We start from the raw sequence: 22,766 nt of genomic DNA, 5'->3' as shown, positions 1-22,766 counted from the left end.
GCCGTGTGCCGCGGTGACTTTCTATGCTATGTCCGTCATCGGAAGCATCAAGGGCTCTTCCGTCGGATCTTCTGAGGGTGCGGATTCAACGGTGGGCACCTCGTCGAGAGCTTCGTCGGGAATGGAGTTGAGTACCTTCTCGGCGGTCTTGAGATAGGTTTGAGACACATCAACACCGATGAATCGACGCTTCAACTTGAGGGCTGCGACACCGGAACTACCGCTTCCAACAAAGGGATCCAGTACAACATCGCCAGGATCAGTGCTCAGTACGATGCACCGACCGGGCAGGGCGGTAGGGAATTGAGCTCCGTGCCCACCTCGACCACTGGAAGTCTGCATTACCCACACGTCGGACAGTTTTTCAGACTCAACGTGGTTGCGGCCGCCCAGCGCGGCTTTGGTGGTGAGGTAACCCGACTTGTCGAACTTCGGCGTGCGCGTCTTGGAAAGGTGCAGGACATACTCCACCGCCCTGCTGACCCTGGAGTTCTGTGGCTCGGGGGTGCTACTGATCTTCGCCCAGCTGATCATGCTCTTGACGTGGTAGCCGATCCGACTGGCCCGCTCCGCCACCTGTGAGGGGATCATTGCCTGTTCGCCATCTTTCAGGTACACGTGTCCTGCACTGTACCTTCGGCACTCATAGTCGCCCCAAGATCGGGTATCTTTTCCCTGCATTGCACGCAGCGTCTCGGCTGCATTGCTCCGGATCTGCGTGCGTGTGTTGTAGGTGTCGCCCAGGTTCCACCAGATCGAGCCGTTACCGGTCAATACTGAACCTAGCTCGTGAAGGATCTGAATAGTATGACGGATAAATCCATCGGGCGTCTGCTCGTGACCGTAAACACATTCTTCGCCGTCGGCCCAGGTAACTGTAACGGAATCTTTATAGATGCGCATCCCCCAATAAGGGCTTGATGTCACTACGCACTGCACAGAACTGTGGGCGATTCGCCGCAGGCGGCCCAGGACGTTGCCATGCACGAGAGCGTAAGGGTCCGGATCAACGATCGGTTCGGAGGCTTCAGGAAGTTGCGGTTCGGTGGTGAGATATTGAAGTACCTTGCTGCGCGGGACGAAGGTCTCGGAAAACGCATCCTGATCGAGCAGGAGCAGTACGTCGTCCACGGACAAGGTGCTGTTGTGGTCGACCACGCGCCGGATGAAGGGCACCGCCATGCCGACGACAGGGGCTACGCGTGCAAGGGCGAACCGCTCCGCTCGGCCGACCCACGCGGACCGGTCGAGCGCGACTACGGGCGTCCTCGGCTTGATGTCCGGCAACCGGGGACTCGGGGCGGTGGCCACAGGGGTGTTCCTCCATCGTCATGCGTGTGTTGCCAATCGAACGTATGTTACGGCGCCGGGTAGGTGAACTCGCCCGGTGGGCTGTCGTTCGTCAGTAGTATTCTTGTATCGTTAGAGTATCATGAGAAGCGAGGAAAGCCCAGCTCAAAGCCTAGGTAAGCGGATAAGGTACGCTCGACTCAAGCGGCTCTGGACCCAGGAGCGCCTGGCCTGTGAGTCGGGAGTTGGTCGCGTCACGATCGCCCGTATTGAGACGGGGGCCACACGTCCACGGGTCGGCACCGTTCACGCGCTCGCAAAAGCGCTCGGCGTCAAGCCGTCCTCGCTGGTGCCGGACCCCGGAGCTCTTTGGCCGCGACGTGGGGATCGTTGAAGGGGCCCTGTTCGTCCGTTCCGCGTACCGGCTACCCCCGTCTCTCGTAGACTGCACGCACACGACGCCATGGGGGTGTGAATGCCTCGCGTTTCCGAGGAAGCTCTGGAAAAGGCCCTGAAGCAGCTCGCTGAACATGCTGGTGACAGCAAGCACCGTTCGAACTGGATGTCCACCTTCTTGGCCGCATGTCGGGTGCAGGCTGCTCGATACCCGAACACGATCTCCGGCGTCGACCGAGCTGTAGATGACCTGTTCGTGCTCCTGCCGCACAACCCGACACACGGCCGGATCAACCCTTTCGTTCGCTCCGGGAGCGGCAAGTGGTTGAAGATCGCTGATTCCGGGCGCTCCACGGTGTGGAACACCGGCACGAGGAGAGGTAAGCAGACTGTCCTCTTTGTCGACAACCACTTCAAGAACGGATTGCTTCCGAACGCGCTGAGCGTCCTGCTCGAGTCCCTCGGTCGAGTGAAGCTGCCTGGACGAGACGCGCTGGCGGTATTCCTCGCCCGTAATCACGACTGGAAGTCGGAACCCGAGAAGGAGGAACTGCATGAGGTCGCAGCTGATGTGATCGGTCTTGCCGTGCAGGACTTTATGCGCATCACTTCTGCTTCATCGTTCATCCAACCGTTTCTGGGAGAGCCGGAGTGGACGCCGGACCTCCTCGCCTCATCCGACCTTGGCCCGGCTCTGTTCGCTTCCGAAGAAGCTGATCAGGGAAAAAATCCGGACCTCTTTCACGGACAGGAAACCGAAAGGGCTTCAACGTCGCGATCCGGAATCCGGTTGGAGTCTCGCCCGCAAGAAGACGAGCAGCAGTCCGACGGGAAGTCCGAAAGCCTCGCCTGGACCGAAGACATCTGCCACCACACGCTGCGTGATGTCCATATCGAGACGTTGGCCGCACAGGTCCTCAGGCGGCTCGACAGTGAGTACATCGTGCTACCCGACCCGGAGCGTCTGGTCCGTCGATGCGTGACCGCGCTCCTCGTCGGCAATCTTGTCCTGCAGGGCCCGCCTGGTACGGGGAAGACGACGTTGGCGCGCTTCCTGGCGGACGCATTCGAAGTCGACCTGATCCAGACCACCGCCACCAGCGAGTGGTCCCCGTACCAAGTCGTCGGCGGGTTCCGCCCCAGTGGGGACGGCAAGTTGACCCAAACGCACGGCGTGGTAACCGCCGCAGCCGTCGACTGCGCCATCACCGTGCGACAGGACCTGGCCGAAGACTTGTCCCCGGCAGAGGATGTAGAAGGATCCAGCGCAGGTTTCCAGGCAACGTGGCTGTTTATCGATGAGTTCAACCGTGCTGACATCGACAAGGCCATCGGTTCGTTGTTCACGGTGCTGTCCTCGTCCGATCCGAGGCACCTGGCGAAGACGCCGATCGACCTGTGGTTCGAACCGCAGGAGAACCGGAAGAAGCTCTGGCTGCCTTCCAGGTTCCGGATCATCGCGGCGATGAACGACCTGGACACCTCGTTCGTCAACCAGATGTCACAGGGACTGACGCGGAGATTCCAGTTCGTCACAGTTGGGGTGCCGGATGAGCGGCCTTCCGAGAACGCTCCTATCACACGGGAATTGCGGCACGCTCTCGCCGCTGCCCAGGAGTGGCTCGCGAAGACGTACGGCAGCGTTCTGGTCGTCCCTCCGCTCAACGTCGTGGACCAGGAGTTCGGAGGGGTGCTGGCTCGTTTGCAGGCCGTTATCGACGGTGTGCGTCACCCCGACCAGGGAGCGGGGTGGCCGGTAGGCACCGCTCAGGTGTTGGACGTGCTGCGTGTCGTGCTGCTCCGGTGGGTGAGCGACCACAAGGATGATGTGGTCGCCATGATGGACGATGCGGTGGCCGATCGACTGGTACCTCAGATGGCCGGCGTGGGGGATGAGGCGGAGTTCTTCACCCAGTTGTTTGAGAGGCTCCAGTTCAGGATCGCCGCAGAGGCATTGCGGCACCTGGTTGACCCGCACCGGGTACCATGACCGATTCTGCATTCAACAATGCTGGTTCGGAGGCTGTGCCTGACCCAGGAGATGCACTGCCCGCCCGCAGCGGCACGTTGAGCAAGGCTGAGCGACGAGCCGCTGTCGGCGCTGCCATCACGGTGGTCGGGCGGTACTTCTCCACCGGCCGCCGCCCCATGGCTCCGCTCGAAGCGCTCGGGCACCGCGAAGACCTCTCCGGTGAGGGCGGCGCGCTGCTCGCCGCCCTCCGCCTGCGAGTGGCGCTGGCGGCAGCTCGACGCTTGCGTGCACTCCTGGAGCGCATTCTCGGTCGGGCAACCTTCCGCTACCACCTCCAGCCGGAGGAGAGCACCGGACAGCTCAGCGGGACGCTGGATGTGAACCGCTACATCACGCGGCTCGGGATGATTACGGATGTACCCACGTATCCAGTGCTGGTGGCGCAGCGCAGTGAGCAGACGCCGGAGAACGTCCTGGCGACCTATGCCGCTCAGTGGGTCCTGGCAGAGTTGCGCGCTGCTTCGACTGCGGTCGGAATACCGGCGACGGGCGAGGAGAGGAAGCGTTGTGCGGAGGAGCGGCAAGCCTTGGAGAGGGTGCTTCGCCTTCCTGCGTTCCATGCCTGTTGGACTGCGGCTAAACACGTGGTACACCGCCGGGCCGAGCAAGAACTGCTGACGAACGTACGACGTCGGCTACGTCGTCGGGAGATCGCCAACCCCGCTCCGTACCGGGATCTGGTGGGCTGGGTGACTCAGGTATTGATCGGTGAACCCGTAGCAGAGCCGGGTGACCTGGAGTGGGAATTTTATTACGGCGAGAAATTCGACTCGAAGTTGTTCGAGCTGTGGTGCCTACATCTGCTGGTGGAAGAAATATCCGCACAGTTGGTGGTCCCGGTACCCGACTTGCACCTGCAATGGCGCCGCGGTCGTGCTGCTTATACGTGGTACCAGTACTCCGGCACCCTCGAAGTGTATTTTCAGAGATCTCCGGCCAGTATCTCCCCCGCGCATCGACCGCTTTGGTATCAAAATGATGAGCCAAAAAAGGTGCTCGGTGGTGTGCCGGACATAGTTATTCGTGCTGTTCTGCGTGATGGTACAGAACGGTTCGCCATCATCGACCCGAAACTGCGGCAGCGCTTGGGCCTGCCCAGCGACGAGCTCTACAAGATCCTGGGCTACCAGAGCAACTTCTCCCTTGCCCAGGAACCCCTAGGGGCGATCCTGCACCACAGCACAGCCGCGATGGAACCGTCGAGTGTCGAGTACAGGTCCCGCGAGGGAGTCGGCAGTTTGTTCGCGATCGAGCTCACCCCGGCCTCGCACGTAGCGAGCAGGGAAGCCGTGGCGCCGCTTGTGACCGTTGTTCTGGACATGCTCGCTATTCCGAGACTGGACGTCCTCATCGCTGATGACCAAGAGGGCGCCGAACAAGCCTTGGAAAGAGGCTATCGAGCAGCGAAGGAGGAACTGAAAGCATACGGGGCCGCCCTCCCGCAAGCCGCGCTCAATCACTCTCGCCGTCGCATGCGGGTAGAACTGGGCGATGAGCGGTGGAGCGTCCTCGGCGAATCTGTGCAGACGATGTTCGCCACAGCTGACTACATCGGATTTTCCCTGCTTGCCGATGACGATGAGCCTCAATGGTCTCATGATTTTTCTGGTGCTATCATCGGTATTTGTGCAGGCGTGGAAAGAATCTTGCACGATCACGTCATAACACCTGCAACGATGCATGACGAGCAGTTGTCAGAGGTATGGGGGCGGGCCACTCTAGGGCAGGTCATCACACTGGTGGAAAAATCAGCAGGAGTGAATTTTTCAGCAAAACCTGAATTTCTTGCAGTCAGGAATTTTCTGGATAACCAGGGTTTCGCCTCCGATGCCGTAGCGGACCTTACCGTACCGCTTCGGCGGCTGAGTCAGCGTTATCGCAACCCAGCTGCTCACCGCACGGTAGTGCACCAGAACACCTGGAGGGCGCTGTGGTGCTTTGCTGTGACGGAGGACAGACTGCTCACCCAAGTGATTGACACTTTTGCCCGGCCTGCCGCACCCAAAGGTGATTGAAGAACATTTCAGACTGGTCCTCGCCTTTGCCACCGTGATCCGTGGTCAAGACGACAGGACCGAACCTGCAGTCTCAACCAACAACCCTGACCAGGTCCGTAGCTTCTCGTGCTGAGGTCCTGCGGTCTGGTGGACCGTGGCTCGTCCGTAGTCGGGCTCCGTGGCCGTTGACACTCACATCATGCGACTGAAGGTCGAGATCGTGGGTTGCGCCGTCTCCTGGTGCGCTCGGACCAAGCTCCGGACCTGTTGCCACGTCAAAGCAAGTCAGGCTCGGTCCACCGCGCGGTGGACCGAGCCTGAGCTGGTCGGGGTGACAGGATTTGAACCTGCGACCTCTTCGTCCCGAACGAAGCGCGCTACCAAGCTGCGCCACACCCCGCCCCACCGGCTTCCCGGTGGAACGAGGAGAACTCTACCTGATCCCCCCACCCACTCCGAACCGGGTGTCCACTTCCGCGCCAAACCCGGCCTGACCTGCGTCGACAGGCCGCTCCACCAGGGTCAGCAGGCTCGCCTCCGGCGGGCAGGCGAAGCGCACCGGCGCGTACGGCGACGTGCCCAGCCCGGCCGACACGTTCAGCCACGTGTGCGCGCCCCACCGCGACACCCCGCGGGCCCGCGACCGGTCCAGGTCGCAGTTCGTCACGATCGCCCCGTACCCCGGCACGCGCAGCTGCCCGCCGTGCGTGTGGCCGGCCAGCACGAGGTCGTAGCCGTCGCCCGCGAATCCGTCCAGCACCCGCGGCTCGGGGGAGTGCGTCACGCCCAGCCGCAGGTCCGCCGCCGGCGGCTCGCCCGCGATCTCCTCGTAGCGGTCCCGCTTGAGGTGCGGGTCGTCCAGGCCCGCGGCGAAGATCCTCAGCCCGCCCGCCTCGAACGTCCGGCGCACGTGCGTCAGGTCCAGCCAGCCGCGCTCCACCATCGCCGCCCGCAGGTCGCGCCACGGCAGCGGGATGCCGTGGACGCGCTTGGTCTTCGCCGACGGCAGCAGGTAGCGCACCGGGTTCTTCGGGCGCGGCGCGAAGTAGTCGTTGCTGCCGAACACGAACGCGCCGGGCCGTTCGAGCAGGGGGCCCAGGGCGCGGATCACCGCGGGCACGGCCTGCTGGTGCGCCAGGTTGTCGCCGGTGTTGACGACCAGGTCGGGTTCCAGCTCGGCCAGCGCCGCGACCCACCGCTGCTTGGACCGCTGCCCGGGGAGCATGTGCAGGTCCGACAGGTGCAGCACGCGCAGCGGGGCCGAGCCCGGCGCGAGGACCGGCACGGTGGCCTGCCGGAGTGTCCAGTGCCGCCGTTCGATGCCCGCCGCGTAGGCGACGGTGGCGGTGCCGAGTGCGGTGGTGGCGAGGAGGGCGCGGCCGAGCGTGTTCACGCCTTCGAGGGTAGGGGCTCGACCGATTCGGGGCGTGCCGGGTGGCCCGGTACGGTTCCGGCCATGGCGGAGCTGAAGGCGCGGTTGCAGGCGGACCTGACGGCGGCGATCAAGAACCGGGAGACGGTCCGGGCGGGCGCGCTGCGGATGGCGCTGACGGCCGTGACGACCGAGGAGGTCTCCGGCAAGGCCGCCCGCGCGCTGAGCGACGACGAGGTGCGGAAGGTCATCACCCGCGAGGTGAAGAAGCGCAAGGAGGCCGCGGAGGCGTTCGCGGGCGCCGGGCGCGCGGAGAAGGCGGAGCTGGAGCGCGCCGAGTCGGAGGTGCTGGAGGCGTACCTGCCCGCGCAGCTGTCCGATGACGAGCTGGCCACCCTGGTGGACGGCGTGCTCGCGACCCTGGCCGGCGAGTCCGGTGAGCGGCCCGGGATGAAGCAGATGGGCCAGGTCATGAAGGCGGTCAACGCCGAGGTGGCCGGGCGCGCCGAGGGCGGCCGGGTGGCCGCGGCGGTGAAGTCGAAGCTGGCCTAGCGCGGCGGTGAAGTCGAAGCCGGCCTGGCGCGCCGGGTGGAGTCGAAGCCGGCCTGGCGCGCCGGTGACCCGGCGGGGGCCCGGGGCCCCCACCGGCGCTACCTGCCCGGCGGCTCGATCGGGATGGTGATCCCCCCGGTGGGCCGCCCGGGTTCCGGCCGGCCCGGCCCGGTCGGCTGGGGCTGGGGCTGCTCCGGCACCGTGGTCGGCTGGGTGGGCTGCGGCGGCGGCACGTAGCCCGTGGACACCAGCAGCGTCACCACGGTGCCCTTCAGCGCGCTGCCCCGCGGCGTCTGGCCCACCACGCGGCCCTTCGGCTGCTCGGAGTTGCGGTTCTGCACGGAGACCTTGTACCCGGCCTCCTCCAGGGTCCGCGTGGCGTCGTTGACGTTGCGGCCGACCACCTCCGGGATGCGGATCTCGCTGCCGCCCTTGAGGTAGCGCTCCTCGACCGCGGGCAGGCCCGTCACCGGCAGGCCCGCGTGGACGTCGGTCATCGCGTCGAACCAGGTGCGCGCGGGGACGGTGCCGCCGAAGATCGTGCCGTCGCGGCACAGCCGCGGCGCGCCGCCCACGCAGATCGGGCTCGGGTTGGGGCCGTCGTTGAACGTCTGCACCGCGCCCGCGAACTCGGGCGTCGAGCCGATGAACGCCGCCGACTTGTAGTCCTCGGTGGTGCCGGTCTTGCCCATCATCGGCCGCTTCCAGTTGAACGCCCGCGCCGCCGCGGCCGCGGTGCCCGCGCCCTGGTCGTCCTTCGACAGCCCGGTCACCAGGCCGTTGGCCAGCGGTTCGGCCACGACCTGCTCGCACGGCGCCTCGTTGACCGGCACCTGCTCGCCGTTGCGGTCGAGCACCTTCGAGACCGGCGACGGCGGGCACCACACGCCGCCGCTCATGATGGTGGCCGCCACGTTCGCCAACTCCAGCGTGCTGGTCGGCGCGGGACCGAGGGTGAACGACGCGCTGCCGCCGTTGGACTTGTAGAACTCGGTCTGCGACACCCGCAGCTTGGCGTCCTTGGCCCGCGTGTCCGGCCGCACGCCCGAGAGGTTGGTGGCCATGGTCTCGCGCAGCCCCAGCCGCCCCGCCATGTCCACCACCGGGTCCATGCCCAGCTGCTCCTCCAGGATCACGAACCCGGTGTTCGGGGAGGTCTGCAACGCCGTCTGCAACGACATCTGCGCCGGGTAGCTGCTGTCGTAGTTGCGCAGGCAGTACCAGCGGGTGTCCGGCTCGCCGGTGGACGGGCAGCCGGGCGGGCCGCCCTTGAACACCCGCGACACGTGCGAGGTGGGCGTGGCGACGGTGTTCTCGATGCCCATGCCCTTCTCCAGCGCCGCCGCCGCGGTGAACACCTTGTAGACGGACCCGGCGCCGAACTTGTTCTCCACCCCGGACGGCAGGTCGAACTGGGTCTGGAACTGGTCGGCCTTCAACCCGTAGTCGCGGTTGGCCACCAGCGCCACCACCTCGTGGCGCTCCCGGCCCGGCCGCACGATCGCCAGCGTGTTGGCGATGCCGTTGGTGGACTTGGACACCTGCGCCTCGGCCGCCTGCTTGGCCTGGGAGGTGATGGTGCGGTCCAAAGTGGTCTGCACGGTGTAGCCGCCGGTCTTGAGCTGCTCCAGGCTGAAACCGTTGCGCTCCAGGTAGTTCAGCACGTAGGAGCAGAAGAACCCGTTCTCCGGGCCCGCGCCGACGCAGCCGTTGGGCGGCGTGCGCACCGGCGTGGCCAGGCCCAGCGGCTCCCCCTTCGCCGCCTCGGCCGTGTCCCGGGACAGCTTGTCGTTCTCGACCATCTTGTCGATGACCTGGTTGCGCCGCTCCAGCGCCTTCTCCGGGAACACCTCCGGGTTCAGCGCGGACGGGCTGTTGACCATGCCGGCGAGCATCGCCGACTGCGCCACGGTCAGCCTGTCCGGAGTGGTCTCGAAGTATGCCTGGGCCGCCGCGGCGATGCCGTAGACGGTCGAGCCGAACGGCACCACGTTCAGGTAGCGCGCGAGGATTTCGTCCTTGCCCAGCTTGGTCTCCAGTTGGATGGAGATGCGGGCTTCACGCGCTTTTCGCGCGATCGTCTGCTCCTGCGCCTTTTGCTGTTCCACCAGGTTGTTGCGCGCCACCACGTGCACGAGGTAGTTCTTCACGTATTGCTGCGTGAGCGTGGAGGCGCCCTGCGTGACCACGCCGCTGAACTGGTTGGTCAGGCCGGCCCGGATGGTTCCCCGCCAGTCCACGCCCTGGTGCTCGTAGAAGCGGCGGTCCTCGATCGAGACCAGGGCGGCCTTCATCGCGTCCGCGATCTTCTCCGGCGGGACCAGCACGCGGTACTGGTCGTACAGGTGGGCGATCGGCACGCCGTCCTTGTCCGTGATCGTGGTGATCAACGGCGGGTCGGTGGTGACCAGGTCCGCGGAGATGCTGTCGACGGTGTCGCTGGCCCGGTTCGACACCAGCCCGAGCGAGCCGACCACCGGGAACAGCAGACCCGACAGCAGCACCCCGGCCAGCAGACACAGGCCGAGCAGTTTCAGCACGCCGTTCCTGGCTCGCATGCAGGTCAGGGTACGCGCCACGGAAAGTGGGCGAGAGATCGCGCAGTGTTGATTACCCAGGATGAGTACTCGTACTCAAGACAGGTAACAGGTGGGCAACCCAGGGTTGGAGGTGGAACCGGAAGGCTCTACAGTCCGTCACTGTCCATGACAGCAGCCACGGGTTCGGCCACTCGACAGTGGTCAGCCTACGGCATCCGCGGCAGGGGTGTGGCGGATTTGGGAAGTCTGGGCACTGTGTGAACCGAGGTGGGGGAGATATGAATCAGGGGGATTGGCGGATCAAGGCGTCGTGCCGCGATGAGGAGCCGGACCAGCTCTTCGTGCGCGGCGCCGAACAGCGCAAGGCCAAGGTGGTGTGCCTCGGTTGCCCGGTGCGCACCGAGTGCCTGGCCGAGGCCCTGGACAACCGGATCGAGTTCGGGGTCTGGGGCGGCATGACCGAACGCGAGAGGCGGGCGCTGCTGCGGCGCCGCCCGGACGTCACGTCCTGGCACGAGCTGCTCGACAGCGCGCGCCAGGAGCACATCGAGGAGTCCCAGGTCGGCTGAGCCCCCCTCGGGGGTTCACTCGCCCGCCAGCCGCCGACCGATCTCGTGCAGGCCGTCCAGGTCGTGCACGTCGGTCGGCAGCGCGGGCACGCCGACCAGCGGAACACCGGGGTGCGCGCGGGTGAACCGCGCGAGCAGCCGCTTCTCCCGTTCGGCGACGGCGACGCGGTCCGCGTGCACCCGCAGCACCGCGGCGGCCAGCGGGGCGTCACCGGAGCGCTCCAGCCGGTCCGCCGCGGCCAGCGCGCTCGACGCCGGCAGGGGGGCCAGCACCGGGTGCGTCCGGTTCGCCACCAGACCGGTCAGCGGCATGTGCTCCGCGTTCAACCGCTCCACGAAGTAGCTGGCCTCCCGCAGCGCGTCCGGTTCGGGCGCCGCGATCACCAGGAATCCCGTGCCCGGTGACCGCAGCAGGTCGTAGGTGGCCTGGGCGCGCTGCCGGAAGCCGCCGAAGGTGCTGTCGAGCGCCTGCACGAACGTCGAGGCGTCGTTCAGGAGCTGGTTGCCCACGATCGTCGACACGGCCTTGGTGAACAGGCCGAAGCCCGCGCCGACGATCTTGCGGATGCCGCGCCCGCCCGCCCGGGCGGGCGCCGACAGCATCCGGATCAGCCGGCCGTCGAGCACCGTGGACAGCCGCTGCGGCGCGTCCAGGAAGTCCAGCGCCGACCGGCTGGGCGGGGTGTCGACGACGATCAGGTCCCACTCGTCCCGCGCGACGAGCTGGCCCAGCTTCTCCATCGCCATGTACTCCTGCGTGCCGGAGAACGAGGTGGAGATCGTCTGGTAGAAGGGGTTGGCCAGGATCTGCTCGGCCCGCTCCGGGCCCGCGTGCTGCCACACCATGTCGTCGAACGTGCGGCGCATGTCGAGCATCATCGCGTGCAGCCCGCCGGGGAACCCGCCCTCGACCCGCCGGGGGTTGTTGTCCAGCTCCCGCAGGCCCAGCGACTGGGCGAGCCGGCGGGCCGGGTCGATGGTCAGCACGACCGCCCGCCGACCCCGCTCCGCGGCCCGCACCGCCAGCGCGGCGGCCGTCGTCGTCTTGCCCACGCCGCCCGAGCCGCAGCACACCAGCACCCTGGTCGCCGGGTTGTCCAGCAGCGCGTCCACGTCCAGCAGGTTCACCGCACACCCCGCCCGACCATCACCTCGGCCAGCTCGTAGAGCGCGGCCACGTCCACCCCGTCGGTCAGCTCGGGCAGGTCCAGGGTCGGCAGGTCCGACTCGGCCAGCTTCTCCTTGGCCCGCTGCTCCGCGCGCACCCGCGCGGCGTGCTCCCCGGTCTGCTCGACCAGGCCCTCCAGCACGTCCTCGGCCAGGTCGAGACCCGCCGCCACCAGGCCCGCGCGCACCTGCTCCACGTCGACCCGGCCCGCCGCCGCCGCGGCCACCGACCGGGCGGGCAGCCGCGGCGGGCGCACCCGGTTGACGAACACCGCGCCCGGCCGCAGGTCGGCCCCGTCCAGCTCGGCCACCGCGTCCAGGGTCTCGCGCACCGGCATCTCCTCCAGCAGCGCCACCAGGTGCACCGCCGTGTCGCCGGAGTGCAGCAGCCGCACCACGCCCTCGCTCTGCCCCTTGATCGGGCCCACCTTGGCCAGGTCCGCCATGGCGCGGGTGACGTCGAGGAAGCGGACCACCCGGCCGGTGGGCGGCGCGTCCAGCACCACCGCGTCGTACTCGTGCCGCCCGGTCTTGCCGGTCCGCCGCACGCACTCCTTGACCTTGCCGGTCAGCAGCACGTCCCGCAGGCCCGGCGCCAGCGTGGTGGCGAACTCGACCGCCCCCATCTTCTTCAGCGTCCGGCCGGCGAAGCCCAGGTTGTAGAACATGTCCAGGTACTCCAGCAGCGCCGCCTCCGGGTCCACGGCCAGCGCCCGCACCTCCCCGCCGCCGGGCGCGGAGACGATGCGCTGCTCCGCGTAGGGCAGCGGCGGCCGGTCGAACAGCCGCGCGATGCCCTGCCGGTTCTCGACCTCCACCAGCAGCACCCGCCGCCCGCCGGTGGCCAGCGCGAGGGCCAGCGCCGCGGCGACCGTCGTCTTGCCCGTGCCGCCCTTGCCCGTCACCACGTGCAGGCGGGCGCGGGTGAGTTCGTCGGTCCAGCCGTCCACCGGGTCAGCCTAGGCGCGCGGTCGGGTGATCCGCTGGTCGGAGGAGGGCCGCCACGTCAGTCCCACATGGTGATGAAGACCACCGCGAGGGCCGTCGCCCCCACCACGCCCCACGCCACCACCGACGGCAGCAGGTAGGCGATGAGCACCGCGACGACCGCGACCACGACCAGCCCGATCAGCGCCGCGCGCCGCACGTCCCCCGGGCGGGCGCCCTTGCGGTCGCGGGCCTGCGCCATGCCCACGAGCACCATCACCAGCCCGCCCACCAGGAACGCGCTGGTGGCGACGATCCGCCACGTTTCCACGTGATCAAGGTAGCGCCTGGTGACCGCGTCGTCACCTGCGGAAACCGCAGTTCTGCGTAAAGGGTGGTCCCTAGACTCGACCGGGTGACCGTGTGCGACGGGATCGGCGGTGCGGTGCCCGGTGCGGTGATCCGGGCCGACCCGATCATGCCGCGGCGGGGCCGGCACCGGTGGGGACGACCCCACCGCGGCGGCGGGGCGTCCGGGAACCGCGGCCGGAGGTCCGGGCCGACCCCGATGCCCGCCAACACCCGCCGCCACCCGGGGGATGCCGCTAGGCTGCCCGCCATGCAGACGTGGGAGTACTCGACCGTCCCGCTGTTGATCCACGCCACCAAGGCGATCCTGGACCAGTGGGGCGCCGACGGCTGGGAACTGGTGACCGTGCTGCCCAACCCGACCGGCGAACAGCACGTCGCCTACCTGAAGCGGCCCAAGGCATGAGCTGGACCGCGCGCCTGGCCGAGCTGGGCATCGAACTGCCCGGGGTGGCGGCCCCGCTCGCCGCGTACGTGCCCGCCCAGCGCAGCGGCACCCTGGTCTTCACCTCCGGCCAGCTGCCGTTCGTCGAGGGCTCCCTCGCGGCCACCGGCAAGGTCGGCGGCGACGTCAGCCCCGAGGAGGCCAAGGCCCACGCCCGCACCTGCGCGCTGAACGCGCTCGCCGCGGTCGACGCCCTGGTCGGCCTCGACTCGGTCGTCCGCGTGGTCAAGGTGGTCGGCTTCGTCGCCTCCGCCGAGGGCTTCACCGGGCAGCCCGCCGTGGTCAACGGCGCGTCCGAGCTGTTCGGCGAGGTGTTCGGCGACGCCGGTCGGCACGCGCGGTCGGCGGTCGGCGTGGCCGAGTTGCCGCTGGGCGCGCCCGTCGAGGTGGAACTGATCGTCGAGATCGGCGGGGAGTGAGATGTCGGACACGTGCCACGAGCTGCTGCTGCGCCTGGCCGGGAGGCTCCCGGACGAGGTGCTGTGGCGGTTCCGCGACTGGGCCGCCACGGACGGGATCCTGGTGCTCGCCCGGGTCCTGCCCCGCACGCTGCTGCACGACCGCGTCGGCCTGACCGACCAGGAGCAGCGCCTGCTCGTGGACGCCCTCGTGCCGCACGGGGCCGACCGCTCCGCCATCAGTTCCATCAGGGGACTGGACGAACTGCCCGATCCCGGCTACACCTTCTCCCCGGAATCACCCGATCGGGTGTCAATGGGTGACTCCGCGACCGTGGTGCTCGGAGCGACCCTGCGCGGGCGACCCGGGGTCGGCGAAGTCCGGGCCTCGTGGCGGCTGGGCGGGAACGGCCCCAGGAGGCTCGTCCTGGTCACCGCCACGTCAGGGTTCGCCCGGCTGGCCGGTGAGCTCCAGCGGGTGCTGCGGGCGCTCGGCGAGCACGACCCGTGTGTCGAGGTCCTGCCCGCCGGACTGGACCTGTCGCCCTACCACCGGGCGGCGTTGGAGGCTTCGGAGCTGGTGTGCACCGGCGCGGAGGCCGACGGGCACCTGGTGCCCGTCTAGAGCTCGGCGCTCCCCGCGCGGGCCGGAAGGAGAGCAGGCGTGACGAACGACGGAGTGGGACTCCCCGTCCGTTTACACGACCTCCTGTTGGCGTTGGCCGGACGCGTCGACGACGACGCGTTGACCCAGGCCCGTGAGCTGCTGGCGGTCGCCGAGCTGGACAGAGCCGTGGAGCTGCTGGTCGGCTGCCTGCTGGCGGGGCGCATCCCGGTGTCCCCGGAGGAGCGGCACGAGGTCGGTGAGCTGCTCGCCGGGGTCCGCTCCGACCCCGGGCTGGCCGACCGGCTGTTCGCCGTCGAGCAGGTGCCCGTGCCCCGGCACCGCTTCACCGCGGAGTCGGACCCGGCCCAGGGCCTCGGCGAGGTGCTCGGCCGGACCCTGTCGACGCTGCCGGACGTGCGGGGCGTGCGGGCGACCTGGCGGTCCAGCCCGTCCGGCGCCACGCCCGGACCGCTGCCCCAGCGGGTCGTCCTGGTGGACATCGGCCCGTCGGGCTTCGCGCCCGCCACCGCCTACCGGGTGGACACCGTGCTGCGGCAGGCGGGCATCCGGGCCGCGGTCGAGGTGCTGACCGTGGGCACGCCGCTGGGCGAGTACCACGCCGCGGCCACCACCACGGCCCGCGAGGTGTTCTTCCCGTCCGGCTCCACCACACCCGAACCACCGCCCGACCCGACCACCTGGTTCGATGGCGACGTCCGGGACCAGGCACCGGTGGTCGAGCCGGCACCGGTGCCTGCCGAACCCCAGACCGGCTCCAAGTCACGACGCGCCCGCGTCGACTCCTACGAGGGCGCACAACCGTTCCCGCCCAAGCCGGTCAAGCGCCTGCCCGTGCGCGAACCGGCCGAGGAGGAACGGCGCCCGGTCGAGCACGCGGTCCACGCGGCTCACGAGCACTCGGTCCACGAGCACGCGGCTCATGACCACCCGGTCGGCGAGCCCGGGTTCGACGAACCTGCGGTCCACGAGCCCGCGTTCGACGAGCCCGCGTTCGACGAGCCCGCGGTCCACGAGCCCGCCGCCGCGGAACCCGCCGTGACCGCCGAACCGGTGGCCGCCGAGCCCGCGACCACCGAGCCGGAGCCGGAGCCCGAGCCCGTGCTCGTCGAGCCGCTGTCCATCGCGCCCGCGATCGCCACCCCGCTGCCGCTGCCCGACGACCACCCGCTGTCGCGGTCCGAGGTGACCATGGAGCTGGGCCCGGACGACCTGGCGGCGCTCCAGGCGGCGCTGGCGGACGGGCACGCGCCCGCCTCCGTGCAGCTCCCGCCGACCGTGGACGCCAAGCTCAGCGACCGGGAGCGGGCGCTGCTCCAGCAGTTGCACGAGGAGCTGGCGCAGCGCGAGCAGCAGACGTGGCCCGGGGGACCGGAGTTCGTCAACGGCCTGCCCAAGCGGAACAACGGCAGGCAGTCCGGCTAGCAGCCGCACCGCGTTCGACGACTCGGCCCCGGCCCCCGCTCAGCGCGGGCGCCGGGGCCGAGCCTCGTGCCCAGCGCCCAACCCGGCCGTATGTCCAGCCCCGCGCCTGGCCCAGCGCCCAGCCCTTCCGTTCGACCGCGCGCTCAGCCCTCCCGCCCGGCCCGCGAGGCCGCGCGCTCAGCCCTCCACCCGGCCGTATGCCTCGCCCAGCCCCGCGCCTGCCCCTGCCCGGCCGGTTCGGGCCTCACGCCCAGCCCGGCCGACCGGCCCGGACCTCACGCCCCGCCCGTCGCCTTCCGGCGCGCCAGCTCGATGACCCGTTGCAGGTGCAGGCCGCGCCGCACGTCCAGCGGGTGCTCGGTCGTGCCGCTGTCGACCATGGCCACGAAGTCGTCCAGCAGGTTGGTGAAGCACTGCTGCGCGGTCGAACCCCGGTCGGCCAGCACGCGGTGACCGTGCTCGCCGTAGACCACGACCTCGGAGATGCCCGGGTTGATCGGCAGCGTCATGGTCATCGTGGCCACGCTCGTGGCGCCGCCCTCGTGGCGCAGGACCACCTGCCACAGGCCGTGCTCGGAGCGGTCGGCCGCGACGACGTCGGTGATCGGGCCCAGGGCGGCGTCGAGCAGGTCGAAGGCGTGCGGGCCGACGTCGTCCAGCGGGCCGCGCTCGTGCCGCCACGCGGAGTGCGAGAACGGGCCGCCGAGCAGGGCGCCGGTCAGCCAGCGGGCACTGCCGCCGACCCAGCCACCCGCGTCACCGAGCTGCGCCAGCTGCTCCCGGGTCTCGGGGGCGTAGCGCCTGGTGAGCACGACGAGCGAGGCGACGCCGTGCCGCTCGACGGCGTCCGCCAGGCGCTCCGCGTCGTCCAGGGTCGCGGCGATGGGCTTCTCCAGGATCAGGTGCCTGCCCCGCGCGGCGGCCTCGGTGGCGATCGGGGCCTGCACCTCCGGCGGCACCGCGAACGCGACGGCGTCCACCTGGTCGAGCAGGTCCTCGGGGGTCGGCGCGGTGGTCGCCCCGTAGGTGCCCGCCAGGTGCTCGGCGGCCTCCGGGCGCCGGGCCCAGACGGTGGTCAGGCGGGTGCCGGGGTGGTCGGCGATGCCCGGCGCGTGCACCTGGTTCGCCCAGGGGCCGGCGCCGATGAGCCCTACGCGCAGTTGATCGTCCACACCGCAGATCCTAGGTCGCGCGCCGTCCGGCCACCCGACTTTCATCGGCCACCGACGTAAGCCTCCGCCGGCACGAAGATCCGCCCACCCCGGATGTCACCGTTCCCCGCACCGGTGGTGAACCGCAGCTCCACGCCCTCCGGCGTCCGGACGACCTCGGGCGAGGTCCCCCACGCGTCGGGGACGGGGACGACGTGGCCGTAGTCCGCGGTCTGCCCCAGCCACACCTCGTGATCGGTGCCGCCCAGCAGGCGGGACCGCTCCTTGACGTACACGTTCGGGGTTCCCTCGTCCGTGGAGATCGTCGTGCTGGAGGGCAGGAAGAGGAGCACGGCCGCGACCGCCGTCAGACCGGTGCCGAGGACCGCGCCGAAGCCGAACAGCAGGACGTTGAGCAGGCAGCCTTTTCGCGTGGTGTCCACGGGGGGTGATCCTCGTCGTAGGCTCGGACCGTGCGCGAACTACCCGACGAACTGGTGCTGCCGCCGGAGATGGCCCCGGAACCGCTCGACGGACCGCCGGCCACGCCCCGCGACGCCGCCACGGTGGTCCTGGTGCGCGACGGCGGGGCGGGCGTCGAGGCGTTCCTCCTGCGGCGCGTCGCCGGGATGGCGTTCGCGGGCGGGATGACGGTGTTCCCCGGCGGCGGGGTCGACCAGCGCGACGCCGACACGTCCGTGGCCTGGGCCGGGCCGCCGCCGTCGTGGTGGGCGGAGAAGTTCGCCTGCCCGCCCCGGCTGGCCCGTGCGCTGGTGTGCGCGGCGGTCCGCGAGACGTTCGAGGAGTCCGGGGTCCTGCTGGCCGGCCCCTCGCCCGATTCGGTGATCGCGGACACCTCCGGTTACGCGCGGGCACGAGCGGCCCTGGTGGCGCGCGAACTCTCACTGGCCCAGTTCCTGGCCTCGGCCGGCCTGGTCCTGCGAGCCGACCTGCTGCGCCCGTGGGCGAACTGGGTGACCCCGGAGGAAGAGCCCCGCCGCTACGACACCAGGTTCTTCGTGGCGGTGCTGCCGCCGGGGCAACGCGCGGACGACCAGACCACCGAGGCGTCCGACGGCCAGTGGCAGAGCCCCACCGAAGCCCTGGCCGACTGGAAGAACGGTCGCCGGGCGCTGCTGCCACCCACCTGGGTGACATTGGCGGACCTGGCCGAGCTGGGTTCGGTGGCCGAGGTCCTCGCCGCGCCGCGCGAGGTGTTGAAGATCATTCCGAAGATCGTGCGGGAGGGCGGGGTGCTGAGGGTGATCGTGCCGTGAGCGCAACCGAGGACAGCCACCCCGCCGAGGACACCCGCCCCGCAGGAAACCGCCGCCCTGCTGAGGATCGCCACCCCGCCGAGAACCGCAGCCCCGCCGGGAATCGCCACCCCACCGAAGCCGGCCCCGGCGCCCGGTACGGCGTGCTGCGCGAGGTCACACCGTTCGCGTCGGTGGTGCTGGCCGAGAACCCCGGCGTGATGACCCTGGAGGGGACCAACACCTGGGTCCTCCGCGCCCCGGGCTCACCGACCTGCGCCGTGGTCGATCCGGGCCCCCTGGACCGCGCCCACCTGGACCGGGTGGCCGCCTGCGGCCCGGTGGACGCCGTCCTGCTCACCCACGGCCACTCCGACCACGCGGAAGGGGCACGAGCCTTCGGCGAGCTGGTCAACGCCCCCGTGCACGCCGTGACCCGCTCCCTGGGCACCGCCGCCGCGGCCCTGACCGGCGGCGACGTCATCGAAGCGGGCGGCCTGGAGATCCGGGCCCTGGCCACCCCCGGCCACACCGACGACTCGATCTCCTTCCTGACCCACGACGCCGTCCTGACCGGCGACACCATCCTCGGCCGGGGCACCACCGTCCTCGACGGCAAGCTGGGCGACTACCTGGCGTCCCTCAAGACCCTGGCCGCACTCCCCGCCGGCACCACCGTCCTCCCCGGCCACGGCCCCGAGCTGCCCGACGTGGTGGCGGTGGCCCAGGCGTACCTGAAGCACCGCGAGCAGCGGCTGGCCCAGGTCAGGGCCGCGGTCGAGCGCCTGGGCGGCGCACCCACCGCGAGGCAGGTGGTCGAACTCGTGTACGCCGACGTGGACCGCTCCCTGTGGCCCGCGGCCGAGTGGTCGGTGAGGTCGCAGCTGGAGTACCTGGGGCTGCCACCTGATGGGCCCGCGCCCCTGATCTGACGGGCGGCCCGTGCCCTGCTCTGGTGGGCCGGTGTCCTGCTGGGCGGGGTTCCTGCTTCGGCAGGGTCTGTGTCCTGCTCTGGCGGGGGCGGGCCCTGGCCGGTGTGCTGGGAACGGGCTGGGTGGGGTGGTCGGGTGGTGGTGGGGCGGGAGGCTTGGGGAGTCGGGGTGGTTCGCGGCTTCGTCATGTCTAACCGATGATCGGTGACGGTGTTTCCGTACATTTTCCGTCGATGATCACCTCATCGTGTGACCTTTGCCGACGCCTCGGTTGTCAGGGGTTGGTGCGCAGGGGGACCACCAAATAGGTCAGCTCCATGCCGTCGACGCCGGTCGGTGACGTGAGGACCGTGGAGCGCAGGCCGTCCTGGATGCGGAGTTCCACCGGGCGGCCGCTGAAGGCCCGGAGGGCGTCCGCGAGGTACCTGGCCTGGAAGGTCTTGGTCACCGGGTTGCCGTCGATGGTGGCCTTCACCGACTCTTCCGACTCGCCCGCCTGCGGGTCGCTGCCCCGCACCCGCAGCTCACCGTCGTGGAGCTGGAGGGTCACCGAGCCGTGCGCGCCCGCGTAGGGCACCGCGCGGCGCACGGCGCCCGCCAGGACGTCCGCTTCCACCAACACCGTGCTGTCGATGACCGCCTCCAGCAACTTGCGCACTCGATCGTCGGGGAACGGCGCAGCCGGCAGCGCGGTACTCGTGCTGCCACCTGGCCAGGACAGGGCGATGCGGTCGGCATCGGCGTAGACCGCCACCTCGGCACCGCGGTCGGGCTGCCCGGACGCCTCGGCCGGGACCACCGCCGGGGCCAGGACGTCCAGCTCGCCTGTCCGTGCCCACGGTAGCGAAGCGAATGCCATTCGATAACGATCCGTCGCGATCGGTTCCAATCAGGATGCCGTACCGTGCACGCGCACGCCCGTGAAGAGAGGTATGGCGTCGTCCTTCGGCGCGGCGCTCGACACGGCGGCCAGGGTGGTGGCGAGCGTGCGCGCGGGCATCGAGCCGGTCACCGGCGGCAGGACCGGGACGCCGGGGTGGGGGCCCAGGTCGAGTGGCGGGAGCGCGACCTGGGCGTCGGTCGTGCGGACCGCCGGGCGCGAGCCTTCCACGGCCAGGCGGACCCGGGGGTCCTCCAGGTCGCGGCGGGTGTCCGCCAGGGGCTTGGCCGACACCAGGACGGCGCCGTCCGAGCGGACGGTGGCGGGGCCGGGTCAGGCGGACGGCGTGTTCGCGGTCACTGCACGCCAACTCGACCCCGCGCCGGTCGGCCCGCGGCACGAGCCCCGCCAACACCGGGTCGAGCACCCTGCCGGGGAGCAGGCGCGCTGTGTCGGCGGCGGCCGAGGCCAGGTCCGTCGTGGTGGCGGTCACGTCCATGGGATGAAGTTAGAGCCGACCACCGACAAAACCGGGCTCGGTGGCCCACCTGTGGACAACTCCGGCTGAGAGGGGCCACCAGCTCCAGCCGGGGAGGGGGGAGAAGCCGCAGGAGGCAGGAGAGGCCCCGGAGAGGGCGAGGAGGCTGCGACTGGGCAAGGGGAGAAGGGCTGAGGGCGGGAAGAGCCGCAGGGAGGCAGGGGAAGGCCCAAACGAGTAGGGAAGCCAAGCAGGCAGGGGAAGCCAAGCGGGCAGAGGAGAGGAAGCCCCAAGCAGGCAGAGGGCGAAGAGCGCGGGCGGCGGCCTCAGCGGGACGCGGCCAGCTCCACCTCGTCCCGCTCCGGCAGCCCCGGCACACCGGCCGCCACCGTGCCGCGGAACAGCCACACCAGCCCCGCGATCGCCACCCCGGCCACCCCGGCGGCCACGAACGCCACCCCGGTCCCGTGCGTCTCCACCAACTGCCCGCTCGCCGACTGCCCGATCGCCAACCCGACCGTCACCGCGGTCACCACCCAGCCGAACGCCTCGGTCGCCGTCCCGGCGGGCGCGACCTGCTCGATCGCCGTCGAGTGCGTGGTCGCCTGCGGCGTGATCAGGGTGCCCACCACGAGCAGCGCGACGCCCAGCCCGATCAACCCCGTCGGCACCGCCAGCAGCAGCGACAGCAACCCGAACCCGCCCAGCAGCACGGGCAGCCGCAGGTGCATCGCCCGGGGGAACGGCCGCATCGAGTACAGCACGCCGAACAGCACCGAGCTGACCGACCACAGGCTCAGCAGCAGCCCGCCCGCGCCGACGTGGCCCGCCCGGGTCGCGGCGGCGGGCACGGCCACCTCGATGAACCCGATGGTCACGCCGAAGCCGAGCGCGGCCAGCGCGACCGTCCGCATCCCCGGCGACGCCAGGGCGCCCAGCAGGCTGCGCCGCGCGGGCTCCGGCCGCACGCCCCGCACGGTCGGGTTCAGCGCGAACCACACCGCGCCGACCACCATCGACACCGCGCCGATCACCACGCCGGTACCGCCCCACGGCGCCGCGACCAGCAGACCCGCCAGCCCGGGGCCGAGGATGAAGAAGACCTCCATGCTGATGGCCTCGTAGGCGTACCCGGCCAGCCGCGTGGGCCCGGCGGGCACCACGTGCGCCCACAGCGCGCGGGACGCGGACCCGACCATCGGCTCGGTCGCCCCGACGGCGAACGCCAGCGGCACGAGCGCGGGCAGCGCCACGCCGGCCTCGACCGCGGTCACGGCCACCGCCACGAACACCGCGAACAGCGACACCGCGCAGAGCAGCGGTCGCGTCGGCCCGAACCGGTCCATCAGCCTGCCCTGCACGATCGACCCGACCGCGACGCCCACCAGGGCCGCCGCCGACACCAGCCCGGCGATGGCGAACGAGTTCCGCTCGCGCTGGACGTAGAGCAGCAGCGAGAGGCCGATCATGGCGATCGGCAGGCGGGCCAGCAGGGACGCGGCGACGGGGCCGCGCATGGCGGGGGTGGTGAGGGCGGCGCGGTAGTCGGAGAGGCGGGCAGAGTGGGACATGCGTACCAGTATGCGACCACTGGTACGCCCGTACCAGTCATTTACCGGTGCGTTTCCTCACGGGACGCCGCCGGCGTGTCACGGACGAGCGCGTCATGGCCTCACCCGCGTGGGGTGCCCCGAAGGGGGGATCTCGTTGCGATCAGATAACAACAATGGGATGACCGGGTGAAACCCTGCAACAAAACCGCTGAACAGGGGGTCCTCCAGGGTGAACACCCTTGAGCGCGGGGAGGGGTCTCGTGCGATCGTTGACGAAACAGCCTTCCCGCACCCGTTTCGGCCCAGGTCGCGACGGGTAGCCAAACCTCCTTCCGGCGCTGAAGGGTCGGGGCCTGCGGGCGCCGGAGGTGTGGAGGCGTGGTCTGTCGGGGGATGGGCCGCGCGACAACAG

Annotated in this window: 22 protein-coding genes and 1 tRNA gene; 11 read left to right on the top strand and 12 right to left on the bottom strand. The window is 70.0% G+C overall.

Going from position 1 to position 22,766, the window contains the following annotated elements; translation table 11 throughout:
- Positions 1–21: 21 nt before the first annotated feature.
- Positions 22–1,182, bottom strand: coding sequence for a DNA-methyltransferase (locus ACFP3R_RS02610; protein WP_380632308.1), 1,161 nt, complete (start codon positions 1,180–1,182; stop codon positions 22–24).
- A gap of 250 nt (positions 1,183–1,432) precedes the next feature.
- Between ACFP3R_RS02610 and ACFP3R_RS02605 the strand changes: the two genes are divergently transcribed.
- The 3 genes from ACFP3R_RS02605 to ACFP3R_RS02595 all read left to right on the top strand — a co-directional run bounded on the left by ACFP3R_RS02605 (position 1,433) and on the right by ACFP3R_RS02595 (position 5,733).
- Complete coding sequence (locus ACFP3R_RS02605; protein ID WP_380632306.1) at positions 1,433–1,684, top strand: helix-turn-helix domain-containing protein; 252 nt, start codon at positions 1,433–1,435, stop codon at positions 1,682–1,684.
- Positions 1,685–1,765: 81 nt separating this feature from the next.
- Complete coding sequence (locus ACFP3R_RS02600) at positions 1,766–3,676, top strand: AAA family ATPase (protein WP_380632304.1); 1,911 nt, start codon at positions 1,766–1,768, stop codon at positions 3,674–3,676.
- On the top strand, positions 3,673–5,733 hold the full coding sequence (locus tag ACFP3R_RS02595; RefSeq protein ID WP_380632303.1) for a hypothetical protein: 2,061 nt from the start codon (positions 3,673–3,675) through the stop codon (positions 5,731–5,733). Before ACFP3R_RS02600 ends, ACFP3R_RS02595 begins: the two co-directional genes overlap by 4 nt.
- Positions 5,734–6,038: 305 nt before the next feature.
- Here ACFP3R_RS02595 and ACFP3R_RS02590 read toward each other — a convergent pair.
- Both ACFP3R_RS02590 and ACFP3R_RS02585 read right to left on the bottom strand, forming a co-directional pair.
- A tRNA-Pro gene (locus tag ACFP3R_RS02590) sits at positions 6,039–6,115 on the bottom strand.
- A gap of 33 nt (positions 6,116–6,148) precedes the next feature.
- Positions 6,149–7,108 carry a metallophosphoesterase gene (locus ACFP3R_RS02585; RefSeq protein WP_380632302.1) on the bottom strand — a complete coding sequence of 320 codons (960 nt, stop codon included), beginning with the start codon at positions 7,106–7,108 and terminating at the stop codon, positions 6,149–6,151.
- A gap of 63 nt (positions 7,109–7,171) precedes the next feature.
- Here ACFP3R_RS02585 and ACFP3R_RS02580 point away from each other — a divergent pair, with 63 nt between their 5' ends.
- Complete coding sequence (locus ACFP3R_RS02580; RefSeq protein WP_380632300.1) at positions 7,172–7,639, top strand: GatB/YqeY domain-containing protein; 468 nt, start codon at positions 7,172–7,174, stop codon at positions 7,637–7,639.
- A 98-nt stretch (positions 7,640–7,737) separates the two neighbouring features.
- Here ACFP3R_RS02580 and ACFP3R_RS02575 read toward each other — a convergent pair whose 3' ends face one another.
- Positions 7,738–10,197 (bottom strand): transglycosylase domain-containing protein, encoded by a 2,460-nt coding sequence (locus tag ACFP3R_RS02575; protein WP_380632299.1) that lies wholly within the window; start codon positions 10,195–10,197, stop codon positions 7,738–7,740.
- Between the two features lie 260 nt (positions 10,198–10,457).
- Between ACFP3R_RS02575 and ACFP3R_RS02570 the strand changes: the two genes are divergently transcribed.
- Complete coding sequence (locus tag ACFP3R_RS02570) at positions 10,458–10,748, top strand: WhiB family transcriptional regulator (RefSeq protein WP_380632297.1); 291 nt, start codon at positions 10,458–10,460, stop codon at positions 10,746–10,748.
- A gap of 15 nt (positions 10,749–10,763) precedes the next feature.
- On the opposite strand, the gene bagB is transcribed toward ACFP3R_RS02570, so the two are convergent.
- Genes bagB through ACFP3R_RS02555 form a run of 3 tightly spaced genes read right to left on the bottom strand, consistent with a single transcriptional unit; the run spans position 10,764 to position 13,173 of the window.
- Positions 10,764–11,876 (bottom strand): ATPase BagB, encoded by a 1,113-nt coding sequence (gene bagB, locus ACFP3R_RS02565; RefSeq protein ID WP_380632296.1) that lies wholly within the window; start codon positions 11,874–11,876, stop codon positions 10,764–10,766.
- Positions 11,873–12,865 carry an ATPase BagA gene (bagA, locus tag ACFP3R_RS02560; protein ID WP_380632295.1) on the bottom strand — a complete coding sequence of 331 codons (993 nt, stop codon included), beginning with the start codon at positions 12,863–12,865 and terminating at the stop codon, positions 11,873–11,875. Before bagA ends, bagB begins: the two co-directional genes overlap by 4 nt.
- Before the next feature lie 56 nt (positions 12,866–12,921).
- Positions 12,922–13,173 (bottom strand): hypothetical protein, encoded by a 252-nt coding sequence (locus ACFP3R_RS02555; RefSeq protein ID WP_380632293.1) that lies wholly within the window; start codon positions 13,171–13,173, stop codon positions 12,922–12,924.
- Positions 13,174–13,461: 288 nt separating this feature from the next.
- Between ACFP3R_RS02555 and ACFP3R_RS02550 the strand changes: the two genes are divergently transcribed.
- The 4 genes from ACFP3R_RS02550 (at position 13,462) to ACFP3R_RS02535 (ending at position 16,104) form a co-directional block, all read left to right on the top strand.
- Entirely contained in the window at positions 13,462–13,617 is a 156-nt protein-coding gene (locus tag ACFP3R_RS02550) for a DUF4177 domain-containing protein (protein ID WP_380632292.1), read from the top strand.
- Complete coding sequence (locus tag ACFP3R_RS02545) at positions 13,614–14,075, top strand: RidA family protein (RefSeq protein ID WP_380632291.1); 462 nt, start codon at positions 13,614–13,616, stop codon at positions 14,073–14,075. The genes ACFP3R_RS02550 and ACFP3R_RS02545 overlap by 4 nt, the downstream gene beginning before the upstream one ends.
- Position 14,076: 1 nt before the next feature.
- Positions 14,077–14,679: a hypothetical protein gene (locus ACFP3R_RS02540; protein WP_380632290.1), complete on the top strand. Its 603-nt coding sequence runs from the start codon at positions 14,077–14,079 to the stop codon at positions 14,677–14,679.
- 87 nt (positions 14,680–14,766) lie between these two features.
- The gene (locus tag ACFP3R_RS02535) at positions 14,767–16,104 is read left to right on the top strand and encodes a hypothetical protein (protein WP_380632288.1); all 1,338 of its coding nucleotides are present in this window, start codon (positions 14,767–14,769) and stop codon (positions 16,102–16,104) included.
- 275 nt (positions 16,105–16,379) lie between these two features.
- On the opposite strand, the gene ACFP3R_RS02530 is transcribed toward ACFP3R_RS02535, so the two are convergent.
- Entirely contained in the window at positions 16,380–17,321 is a 942-nt protein-coding gene (locus ACFP3R_RS02530; protein ID WP_380632286.1) for a Gfo/Idh/MocA family protein, read from the bottom strand.
- Positions 17,318–17,698, bottom strand: a complete 381-nt coding sequence (locus ACFP3R_RS02525; protein WP_380632284.1) for a hypothetical protein — start codon at positions 17,696–17,698, stop codon at positions 17,318–17,320. Before ACFP3R_RS02525 ends, ACFP3R_RS02530 begins: the two co-directional genes overlap by 4 nt.
- A gap of 69 nt (positions 17,699–17,767) precedes the next feature.
- Here ACFP3R_RS02525 and ACFP3R_RS02520 point away from each other — a divergent pair, with 69 nt between their 5' ends.
- Complete coding sequence (locus tag ACFP3R_RS02520; RefSeq protein WP_380632831.1) at positions 17,768–18,532, top strand: NUDIX hydrolase; 765 nt, start codon at positions 17,768–17,770, stop codon at positions 18,530–18,532.
- A gap of 143 nt (positions 18,533–18,675) precedes the next feature.
- Positions 18,676–19,443 carry an MBL fold metallo-hydrolase gene (locus ACFP3R_RS02515; protein WP_380632830.1) on the top strand — a complete coding sequence of 256 codons (768 nt, stop codon included), beginning with the start codon at positions 18,676–18,678 and terminating at the stop codon, positions 19,441–19,443.
- Positions 19,444–19,717: 274 nt separating this feature from the next.
- Here ACFP3R_RS02515 and ACFP3R_RS02510 read toward each other — a convergent pair whose 3' ends face one another.
- The 3 genes from ACFP3R_RS02510 to ACFP3R_RS02500 form a co-directional block, all read right to left on the bottom strand.
- Entirely contained in the window at positions 19,718–20,302 is a 585-nt protein-coding gene (locus ACFP3R_RS02510; RefSeq protein WP_380632283.1) for a hypothetical protein, read from the bottom strand.
- 30 nt (positions 20,303–20,332) lie between these two features.
- Positions 20,333–20,617, bottom strand: coding sequence for a hypothetical protein (locus ACFP3R_RS02505; protein WP_380632281.1), 285 nt, complete (start codon positions 20,615–20,617; stop codon positions 20,333–20,335).
- Positions 20,618–21,127: 510 nt separating this feature from the next.
- Positions 21,128–22,372, bottom strand: a complete 1,245-nt coding sequence (locus tag ACFP3R_RS02500; RefSeq protein ID WP_380632280.1) for an MFS transporter — start codon at positions 22,370–22,372, stop codon at positions 21,128–21,130.
- Between the last annotated feature and the right edge of the window lie 394 nt (positions 22,373–22,766).

Source organism: Saccharothrix lopnurensis, assembly GCF_042658445.1.
GTDB lineage: Bacteria > Actinomycetota > Actinomycetes > Mycobacteriales > Pseudonocardiaceae > Actinosynnema > Actinosynnema lopnurensis.
Note: the sequence above shows the minus strand (reverse complement) of the source record. Positions and strands in the feature narration are given on the sequence as shown.

Coding starts and splice junctions, on each gene's coding strand:
- ACFP3R_RS02600 (WP_380632304.1), top strand. CDS start 1,766: ATGCCTCGCGTTTCCGAGGAAGCTCTGGAAAAGGCCCTGAAGCAGCTC.
- ACFP3R_RS02500 (WP_380632280.1), bottom strand. CDS start 22,372: ATGTCCCACTCTGCCCGCCTCTCCGACTACCGCGCCGCCCTCACCACC.
- ACFP3R_RS02570 (WP_380632297.1), top strand. CDS start 10,458: ATGAATCAGGGGGATTGGCGGATCAAGGCGTCGTGCCGCGATGAGGAG.
- ACFP3R_RS02605 (WP_380632306.1), top strand. CDS start 1,433: ATGAGAAGCGAGGAAAGCCCAGCTCAAAGCCTAGGTAAGCGGATAAGG.
- ACFP3R_RS02580 (WP_380632300.1), top strand. CDS start 7,172: ATGGCGGAGCTGAAGGCGCGGTTGCAGGCGGACCTGACGGCGGCGATC.
- ACFP3R_RS02540 (WP_380632290.1), top strand. CDS start 14,077: ATGTCGGACACGTGCCACGAGCTGCTGCTGCGCCTGGCCGGGAGGCTC.
- ACFP3R_RS02550 (WP_380632292.1), top strand. CDS start 13,462: ATGCAGACGTGGGAGTACTCGACCGTCCCGCTGTTGATCCACGCCACC.
- ACFP3R_RS02520 (WP_380632831.1), top strand. CDS start 17,768: ATGGCCCCGGAACCGCTCGACGGACCGCCGGCCACGCCCCGCGACGCC.
- ACFP3R_RS02530 (WP_380632286.1), bottom strand. CDS start 17,321: ATGAAAGTCGGGTGGCCGGACGGCGCGCGACCTAGGATCTGCGGTGTG.
- ACFP3R_RS02595 (WP_380632303.1), top strand. CDS start 3,673: ATGACCGATTCTGCATTCAACAATGCTGGTTCGGAGGCTGTGCCTGAC.
- ACFP3R_RS02610 (WP_380632308.1), bottom strand. CDS start 1,182: ATGGCGGTGCCCTTCATCCGGCGCGTGGTCGACCACAACAGCACCTTG.
- ACFP3R_RS02545 (WP_380632291.1), top strand. CDS start 13,614: ATGAGCTGGACCGCGCGCCTGGCCGAGCTGGGCATCGAACTGCCCGGG.
- ACFP3R_RS02575 (WP_380632299.1), bottom strand. CDS start 10,197: ATGCGAGCCAGGAACGGCGTGCTGAAACTGCTCGGCCTGTGTCTGCTG.
- ACFP3R_RS02510 (WP_380632283.1), bottom strand. CDS start 20,302: ATGGCATTCGCTTCGCTACCGTGGGCACGGACAGGCGAGCTGGACGTC.